Source organism: Streptomyces albospinus, from assembly GCF_014648695.1.
GTDB lineage: Bacteria > Actinomycetota > Actinomycetes > Streptomycetales > Streptomycetaceae > Streptomyces > Streptomyces albospinus.
The window spans coordinates 35028-42515 of sequence record NZ_BMRP01000053.1 but is presented as its reverse complement, the minus strand read 5'-3'; the positions used below and the strand labels follow the sequence as shown (position 1 = coordinate 42515).

Annotated in this window: 8 protein-coding genes and 1 pseudogene; 7 read left to right on the top strand and 2 right to left on the bottom strand. The window is 69.7% G+C overall.

Going from position 1 to position 7488, the window contains the following annotated elements:
• Positions 1 to 54 precede the first annotated feature (54 nt).
• Both IEZ17_RS36410 and IEZ17_RS36405 read right to left on the bottom strand, forming a co-directional pair.
• Positions 55 to 657, bottom strand: coding sequence for an ABC transporter ATP-binding protein (locus IEZ17_RS36410; protein ID WP_189307847.1), 603 nt, complete (start codon positions 655 to 657; stop codon positions 55 to 57).
• Positions 658 to 668: 11 nt separating this feature from the next.
• Entirely contained in the window at positions 669 to 1694 is a 1026-nt protein-coding gene (locus IEZ17_RS36405) for a hypothetical protein (protein WP_189307845.1), read from the bottom strand.
• An 81-nt stretch (positions 1695 to 1775) separates the two neighbouring features.
• Here IEZ17_RS36405 and IEZ17_RS36400 point away from each other — a divergent pair, with 81 nt between their 5' ends.
• The 7 genes and pseudogenes from IEZ17_RS36400 to IEZ17_RS36370 all read left to right on the top strand — a co-directional run bounded on the left by IEZ17_RS36400 (position 1776) and on the right by IEZ17_RS36370 (position 7451).
• Positions 1776 to 2087 (top strand): PadR family transcriptional regulator, encoded by a 312-nt coding sequence (locus tag IEZ17_RS36400; RefSeq protein ID WP_189307843.1) that lies wholly within the window; start codon positions 1776 to 1778, stop codon positions 2085 to 2087.
• Complete coding sequence (locus IEZ17_RS36395) at positions 2084 to 2848, top strand: hypothetical protein (protein ID WP_189307841.1); 765 nt, start codon at positions 2084 to 2086, stop codon at positions 2846 to 2848. Before IEZ17_RS36400 ends, IEZ17_RS36395 begins: the two co-directional genes overlap by 4 nt.
• 90 nt (positions 2849 to 2938) lie before the next feature.
• Entirely contained in the window at positions 2939 to 3292 is a 354-nt protein-coding gene (locus IEZ17_RS36390; protein ID WP_189307839.1) for a glycosyltransferase, read from the top strand.
• Positions 3293 to 3408: 116 nt separating this feature from the next.
• Complete coding sequence (locus IEZ17_RS36385) at positions 3409 to 3849, top strand: hypothetical protein (RefSeq protein WP_189307837.1); 441 nt, start codon at positions 3409 to 3411, stop codon at positions 3847 to 3849.
• 219 nt (positions 3850 to 4068) lie between these two features.
• Positions 4069 to 4920 (top strand): annotated as a pseudogene (locus tag IEZ17_RS45070) (transposase family protein); the annotation flags it as partial.
• A 609-nt stretch (positions 4921 to 5529) separates the two neighbouring features.
• A complete protein-coding gene (locus tag IEZ17_RS36375) occupies positions 5530 to 6057 on the top strand; it encodes a GNAT family N-acetyltransferase (protein WP_189307851.1) in 528 nt (175 codons plus the stop codon).
• Positions 6058 to 6632: 575 nt separating this feature from the next.
• Positions 6633 to 7451: a methyltransferase domain-containing protein gene (locus IEZ17_RS36370; RefSeq protein ID WP_189307835.1), complete on the top strand. Its 819-nt coding sequence runs from the start codon at positions 6633 to 6635 to the stop codon at positions 7449 to 7451.
• Positions 7452 to 7488: the final 37 nt, after the last annotated feature.

The following is a 7488-nucleotide window of genomic DNA, read 5'->3' as shown; positions in this document are numbered from 1 at the left end:
CCTGCCCCACCTGCCACCGCGACATACCCACACCCGCACCAACCTGACCAAGCACTACTGGTGGCTGGAGACGAGCACAGCGGCCCCTCGTCGGGCCAGCTCCCCCAGGTACTCGCGCAGGGCCCGGACCTCGCCGGGGTCCAGTCCGTTGGCCGGCTCGTCCAGGATCAGCACGTCCGGCTTGCGCATCAGGGCCTGGGCCAGCATCAGCCGCTGCTTCATCCCCATCGAATAGCCCTTGACCTTGCGGTCGAGCGCCTCGCCGAGCCCAGCGAGGTCCAGGGCGTTGCCCAAGGCGGGAGGCGGCCATGCCTGTCGTGTCGCCGACCACAGGAGCCGCAGGTTGGCCCGGCCGGTGAGGTGCGGCACGAACGCCGGGCCGTCGATGAGCACGCCAACTCCGCGCAGTACGTCCGCGCCCAGGCCGACCGGCTCGCCCAGGATGCTCGCGCCGCCGGTGTCCGGGGACGACAGGCCGACCAGCATCCGCATCGTGGAGGTCTTGCCCGCCCCGTTCGGGCCGAGCAGCGCGCAGATCTGGCCGGCTTCCACGGCGAAGCTGAGCCCGCTGACGGACTGCCTGCGTCCGTACCGTTTGGACAGCTCGCGGGCGCAGATCGCAGGTGTTGCCTGTTCCTGCGGTGTGAACAGGTGCATTGTCACGCCTTTCACCGGTGCTTGTCCGGTCGTCGAAGGTGAGTGGCGGCCGCGCCGAAGCGGCGGCGCAAGCCAAAGGAGTCGTACGGGAAGCAGGCGAGCAGGAGCGCGGCTGTGACCAGAGAGGTGGCCAGACCCGCGCCGAGTGTGAGGGCGACCAAAGCCGGCACGGACGTCAGCGATCCCGTCCCGAACATCGGCCACAGTGCGTCGCGGAACGCCGTCGCCACACTGATCGCGACGCATCCGGCGACGACCGATACCTCGGCGATACGGCGGGGCCGGGTACGCGCCGACCGGGCGATGAATCCCGCGACCGCGTTGCTGATCACGCAGAACGCGAGGTTGGAGGTCGCTGCGACGACCAGAAACCAGGCGATGAGCAGCGGATCCGTCCAGCGTTCGCCGATGGCCTGCGCACTGGTGATGGCCGCCCCGGCCAGCGTGCTCAGCGCGACGAACACCGTCATCGCGCGACGGCGCACCCAGACCGCTGCGTCCGGACCGACCCAGCGCCGCAGTACGGGAATCCGTCGGCAGAGGAAGACGGCGTCGCCGAGCCAGTCATGCCGCCATGGGTCGGCCGAGCCGTGCCCTCGGCGGCCTCGCACGAGCAACACCGCCACCGCCACGGTGAGTACGGAATTGACGACCAGCCCGCCGATCAGCACCGTTGGCCATGTCCCCGAGGATGAGGCAAGCGTCCTGGCGATGACCGCGGCCCACTCGGACACCACGGTGAGCCCGACCAGCGTGACCATCGCCCCCGCCGCACGCACCGTCTGCCGCGCCCGGTCCGCGCCGCCCGGCGTCCGCCACACGAGCAGCCGTAACGCGATCACCAGCGCGAGCATCGGCACCGCAAACTGAGCCAGGGACACCACCACGTCGTACGGGTCGTCCTGCCACGGGCTGGCAGCCCTGACCGTCTTGTCCTGGTTCTCCAGCACCGTCAACGCCTCGAACACACCGGCCGCGCCGATGCTCGCCCACACCACGGCCGAGGAAGCCCGGCCGTTCTCCATCACGTGTTCCATGGCCCGTCATAGTACGCATCTCGTACTACGTGACAAGTAGTATCGCGGCTCGTAGTATGTGGATCGGAGGGAAGGAGGCTCATGCACAGCAACGACGCCCAGATGCTCGTGCTCACCGTCCTCGCGGACAGGCCGCTGCACGGATACGCCATCAACACCGCGATCGAAGAGCTCACCGGCCGCAGACTCGGCCCCGGCAGTCTCTACGGCGCGCTGTCCCGACTGGAGGGGCGCCGGCTGATCCAGCCTGCGGACGAGGCGGCCGACCCCCAGGAACGCCACCGCACCATGCAGATCACCGACGCCGGCCGCGACCAACTGCGCGCCGAACTTCAGCAGATGGCCCGGATCTCCGCCGCCGGCCTGCGCGCGCTCGGGGTCAACCCGGCATGAACGCGGCCACGCTCCTGACCCGGCTCTACCCACCGGCCGTGCGCGAGCGATGGGGCGAGGACATCCGTCACGAGGTGTCCGCCTCCGGAATCCGGTCCTGGCCCGACACCCTCGCGGGGGCCGCGCGCCTCTGGCTGCACCCCGGCGACTGGCCCGAGACGTGCACCGGGCAGACCCGCCGTGTGGTGACCGTCGCCCTCTTCGCGCTCACCGCGGCCACCGGACTGCTGCTGCGCTCGGCCGAACCCTCCACCACCCTCACGGCCGACATCCACCACCCCGCCACCAGCCTCTGGCTCGCCCCGCTCCTGCTCGGCATCGGTCTCGCCGCACCACTTCCCCCGCTGAGCGGCGCAGCGCTCCGCAGCATGACCGCCGCGGCGGTCCGCACCCTGGCCGCTCCGACCGCCGCGGTCGTCGCCCTGTGCCTGACGGCATGGAGCGGCATGGCCGAACACCTCACCGGCTTCGCCGACACAGCCGCGGTCACCTCCTACTGGCTCACGCTCGGATTCGTCGCACTCCGCCTATGCGTCCTCGTCGCCCGCATCGCCCGAACCGCCGCCCTGCCGACCACACGCCGGCTGTCCACGGCCCTGCTGCACATCGGGACCGGACTGACCCTCGCCGCGAGCCAGAACCTCCTCGCCATGGTCCGGACCGCTCCTCATCCAGGGTCCCTGGCCGAGAGCACGGCACTGGGCCTCCTGGCCGCCACGGCCATCAGCACCGGCCACGACCTACGGCAGAAGAGGGCGTAGGCCCCAGCCATCGGAGTGCGATCAGCACTCCGCGACCGCCGAGCGCCGGTACCGCTGAACCGTTCCCGACCCCTGACCCAGGAGTTGCCGATGACCGCCGTGTTCCCGAAGGTCGTTGTCGTCGTGCCGACCTACAACGAGCGGGACAACCTGCCCGTCCTGGCCGGCCTGCTCGCGGACCTGCCGGTGCCGAACCTTCATCTGCTCGTGGTCGACGACAGCTCACCCGACGGCACCGGCGAGGTCGCCGACAATCTCGCCGCCGAGTCACCGGACGCCGTCGGCGTGCTGCACCGCACCGCCAAAGACGGACTCGGCCGCGCCTACCTCGCCGGGATGACCCGTGCACTGAGCGGTGTGCATCGTGAAGTCGCAGGTCACGGGTCTGGTGTGAATGACGAGTTGGGTACTCGCGCCGGTCGGCGGCCGATGACCATGGCGTAGATCATCGGGCAGGCCCGGCTCCGGCGGGATGCCGGGTTCGGCTGCGCCCACCACCGACCCCCGTCTACGATCCGTCAGCAGGTCGGCAGGCCAGGAGAACGCGGGAGGGTGCGGGGATGCGGGAGCGGCAGTGGATCACCGCCCGCCGGAGCGAACTGGACACCCTTGCTGGGCAGTTGACCAAGCAGCTTCAGGAGGTCCAGGCCGAGCGGGACGAACTGGTGATCGCGGAGCGGGTGCTGAACCGCCTGGCCGAGCAGGCCGACGCCGAGGCTGTCGCTCCGGTATCGGTGAAGGTAGCCGGGCGGGCGGTCCTGCTCATTCCGCACCGTGGTGACGTGGGGGACGAGGGCGCGCTGCCCGGTGATTACCGCGAGATCCTGGCGATCGTGCGGGAGGCCGACGGCCCGGTGCAGGTCAGGATGGTCGGTGAGCGGCTGGGCCTGGACGCCTCGGTGCGCGGCAAGCTGGAGCCTTTGCGGGCGAAGATGACCAAGCTCGCCGACCGCGGCTGGCTGCACAAGCGAGGCGACGGGCGGTTCACCGCACGTCCATGACCGTGCGGGGTGGGGCGTAACTGGCGGGCCCCCGGCGGCAGTTGAGTTTGGTGTGAAGAAAAACAACCATCTCGTCGAGGGCCCTGACGGCCTTGTCCAACCGCCCGCCTGCCGCTGTCGAGCGCGACCCTGAACTACCTCGCCGGCCTGATACGCGCTCACCTGAAGAAGACCGGCTCGCGGTGGCGGGCCCTGCCCGCCGGGAAGATCGCCGGCATCGTGCTGGCGGTGCTGCGCTGTGACCGGCGGCCCGGCGATCTGGCCGGCGGGAACGGGGTGCACCGCACCACCGTGAGCCGGTGGGTGCGCGAGGCCGTCGGCCTGCTGGCTGCCCGCGCCCCGCGCCTGGACCGCGCGTTGAAGAAGATCGCCCGAAAGGGCGGCGGGATCGTCCTGCTGGACGGTTCCCTGAGCCGTACCCGCCGGCGCACCGGGGCGGAGAACCGGCCGAACTACTCGGGCAAGCACAAATGCCATGGCTTGCTTGTGATCGCGCTCACCGACGACCGCGGCCGACTGGTGTGGATCTCCGCGGTGGCCCGGCAGGAGTCAGCGCTCGATGAGCGGCGCGGTGGCGGGCGGCAGCGTCAGGCGGGGGCCGGGCCGAAGTACGACCTGGTCTTCACCGACCGCTTGCTCGTCACCCTGGTCCACCTTCGCACCGGGCTTCCCCACTCCGCGCTCGCCGCGCTATACGCTACCGCCCGCTACACGGTCTCCCGAGCCATCGGCGAGATCCGCCCGCTGCTGGCGGCGCGCGGTTTCGCGGTCCCCGACCGCCCCGGTGTTCGGCTGCGCACTCTGGCCGACGTGTTCGCCTACGCCGACGCCGAGGGGACCCGGCTGCGGATCGACGGAGCCGAGACCCAGGTCCGCCGGCCCAAGACCAACCGGCCCGGACGGCGGGCCTTCGTCTCCGGTAAGAGGAAGCAGAACACCATCAAGACAACCACCATCAGCGACGGTCAGGGACGTCTCCTGTGGTCGGGTGCGGACCGCCCGGGCCGGATGCACGACCAGACCGCGATGCGTACCGAGGGCATCGCTGAGCAACTCCGGCTTCGCTCGAAGGTGACAGCCGAGGTCGACGAGGGCTACGGGGGCTGGCGAACGAGTCTCCCGACCAGGTCAGCGCCCCGCCGGAGAAGCCGAAGAATGACGCGCCGCTCGGCGAGCAGTACGCCTGGAGGGAGAGGCGACGGCGGCAGTCCTCGGATCGGATCTGCGTCGAGCACGCCAACGCCGAGCTGCGGCAGTGGCGCCCGCTCCAGCGCTACACCGGCCGACGCGAGGACTACGCCGAGGCCCATCGTGCGATCGCTTCATTGGTCTCGGACCGCTCCGCACGTCGGCCGACCAGCCGCAAACCGAGCGCCGAACTGGTGCTCGCCAGGCAGGCAGCCTGCTGATCATCCACCAGCCGACCCGTCAGGCCAGCACGTCCGGATCTCAATCGCGGACCGAGTCGTAAGGCCCCCAGTCACCGCCCGAACGAACGACCCGAGAATCGCATCGACACGACAACGACCAAGACCAAGTGGGCCACCGCGCCTCATCACATCCCATCCAACGCCGAGTCACGCCTCGGCCCTCCGCATCGATCGCGGCCGTCCGGTGCGTGCCGCACCGCAGTGGCATCCTCACGGGACCCCAGGGACAATTCACGGAGTGCGTGATCGAATGTGGTTGCCGACGGGACTACGTCTACGTACGTGGGAGTCATCCGACGCCCCCGCCGTGCTGGAGGCGTTCACAGAACCAGTGATGGAACGACAAGCCGACGCACCCATCACCACGTCCGCAGATGCCGAGCAATGGATCGAGCGACGAAAGAATCAGTGGATCCAAGAAGTGGCCTACGGCTTCGCCGTCACCGACAGTACAAACATGGCACTCGGCGGTGTCACAGTCAGCGGCCTCGCCCCCCGGCACGCCACCGGATGGATCTCCTACTGGACCACTTGCGCTGCCCGCGGCAAGGGCGTGGCATCCCACGGCTGCCGGGCGTTGTCCGATTGGTGCTTCGCCGACCTGGGACTCTTCCGGCTGGAACTGGGACACCGCACCGACAACCCTGCGTCCTGCCGGACAGCTCTCATAGCGGGCTTCACACCGGAAGGTCTGCAACGGCAAAAGCTCGCCTACGACGGCGTTCGATATGACGTCGAGACGCACGCACGACTTGCGACTGACCCGCAGCCGCCCTGAGCCGACATACCGCGTCACACAGATCGAAGGAGCCATTGACCAATGGGCGAGCACCTGCGGAGTTGCACCGACAGGGGCGCGGGGAGGAGCGCCGATATCGACGTTCTTCGTCGTCACACGGAGTGTTCGGCTCGGGACCGTCCCGGTTGCGCTGAGCTGACATCGAGGGGGCGGACGTCTCGGTGAGGGCCGGGCCCAGCGCCGCGACAGTTGGCGGCCCGGGTGAAGGCCATGTCAGCCGGAACAAGGTGATCTAGCGTCAAATGTACGGGAAGCCGAGCCGGTTTCGCGCTCCTCCGCAAGCGAGTGCGGCGGGCGTCGTAGCGATGGAGCCGCCTGTGTACTCGGACGCGGACGCAGCAACTGCCGGCGCGCACTGACAGATCCACATCCTGCCGGCGCATGGGGGACAGGGAATCGACAGCCGACTGCACGCGGTATTCGTTCAGTTCCAGCGCGCGGCAGCTCTGCCCACGGGCAGGTCGAGGCCAATCATGCCGGGATGGTGAGTGCCGTCGGACTCTGTGCCGGTCTCTGCTCCGCGGTTCGTGGATCGCCCCTGTTATTTTCGGGCGGTGACGGACTACGAAGCGGATCAGAGGCATGGCAAGGGATATCTGCTCGACAACCAGCAGGCCGAGGCCGGCGAGCGGTTTGCGGCGTTGGCGGAGTTGTTCGATCCGGTGACGTTCCGGCGGCTGCGGGCCCTGGGGGTTGCGGACGGGTGGAGCTGCTGGGAGGTCGGGGCGGGCGGCCCGAGCGTGCCTGGATGGCTGGCCGAGCGGGTGGGGGAGAAGGGCCGGGTGTTGGCCACCGATCTCGATACGTCGTGGATGCCGCAGGCCGGGGCGCCGTACGAGGTGGTTCGCCACGATGTGGGCGCCGACGAGGCGCCGGAGGGGCCGTTCGACCTCGTGCACGCGCGGCTCGTCCTGGTTCATGTGCCGCAGCGCGAGGCCGCGCTGCGGGCCATGGTGCGGGCTCTGCGGCCGGGCGGGTGGCTGCTGGTGGAGGATGCCGATCCGGCGCTCCAGCCGCTGGCCTGCCCGGATGAGTACGGCCCTGAGCAGGAGCTCGCCAACCGGATTCGGCGCGGCTTTCGAGCGCTGCTCGCGGAGCGGGGCGCGCAGCTCGCCTTCGGGCGGACGCTCCCTCGGTTGCTGCGTACGGCAGGGCTGGTCGATGTCGAGGCCGAGGCGTACTTCCCGATCACTTCTCCGGTCGGGAGTGCGTTGGAAGCCGCGACCGTACGGCAGATCAGCGATCGGTTGATCGAGGGCGGGCTGGCGACGGCCGAGGAGATCGAGGAGCATCTGGCGCACATCGGGGCCGGGCACCTCGACACCGCGACGGCGCCGTTGATCTCCGCTTGGGGGCGGAAGCCGTCGGAGTAGACCGCCCGGGATCCAGATCGTTTTGAGGGCATCTGGT

Coding starts and splice junctions, on each gene's coding strand:
- IEZ17_RS36400 (WP_189307843.1), top strand. CDS start 1,776: ATGCACAGCAACGACGCCCAGATGCTCGTGCTCACCGTCCTCGCGGAC.
- IEZ17_RS36375 (WP_189307851.1), top strand. CDS start 5,530: ATGTGGTTGCCGACGGGACTACGTCTACGTACGTGGGAGTCATCCGAC.
- IEZ17_RS36410 (WP_189307847.1), bottom strand. CDS start 657: ATGCACCTGTTCACACCGCAGGAACAGGCAACACCTGCGATCTGCGCC.
- IEZ17_RS36405 (WP_189307845.1), bottom strand. CDS start 1,694: ATGGAACACGTGATGGAGAACGGCCGGGCTTCCTCGGCCGTGGTGTGG.
- IEZ17_RS36395 (WP_189307841.1), top strand. CDS start 2,084: ATGAACGCGGCCACGCTCCTGACCCGGCTCTACCCACCGGCCGTGCGC.
- IEZ17_RS36385 (WP_189307837.1), top strand. CDS start 3,409: ATGCGGGAGCGGCAGTGGATCACCGCCCGCCGGAGCGAACTGGACACC.
- IEZ17_RS36390 (WP_189307839.1), top strand. CDS start 2,939: ATGACCGCCGTGTTCCCGAAGGTCGTTGTCGTCGTGCCGACCTACAAC.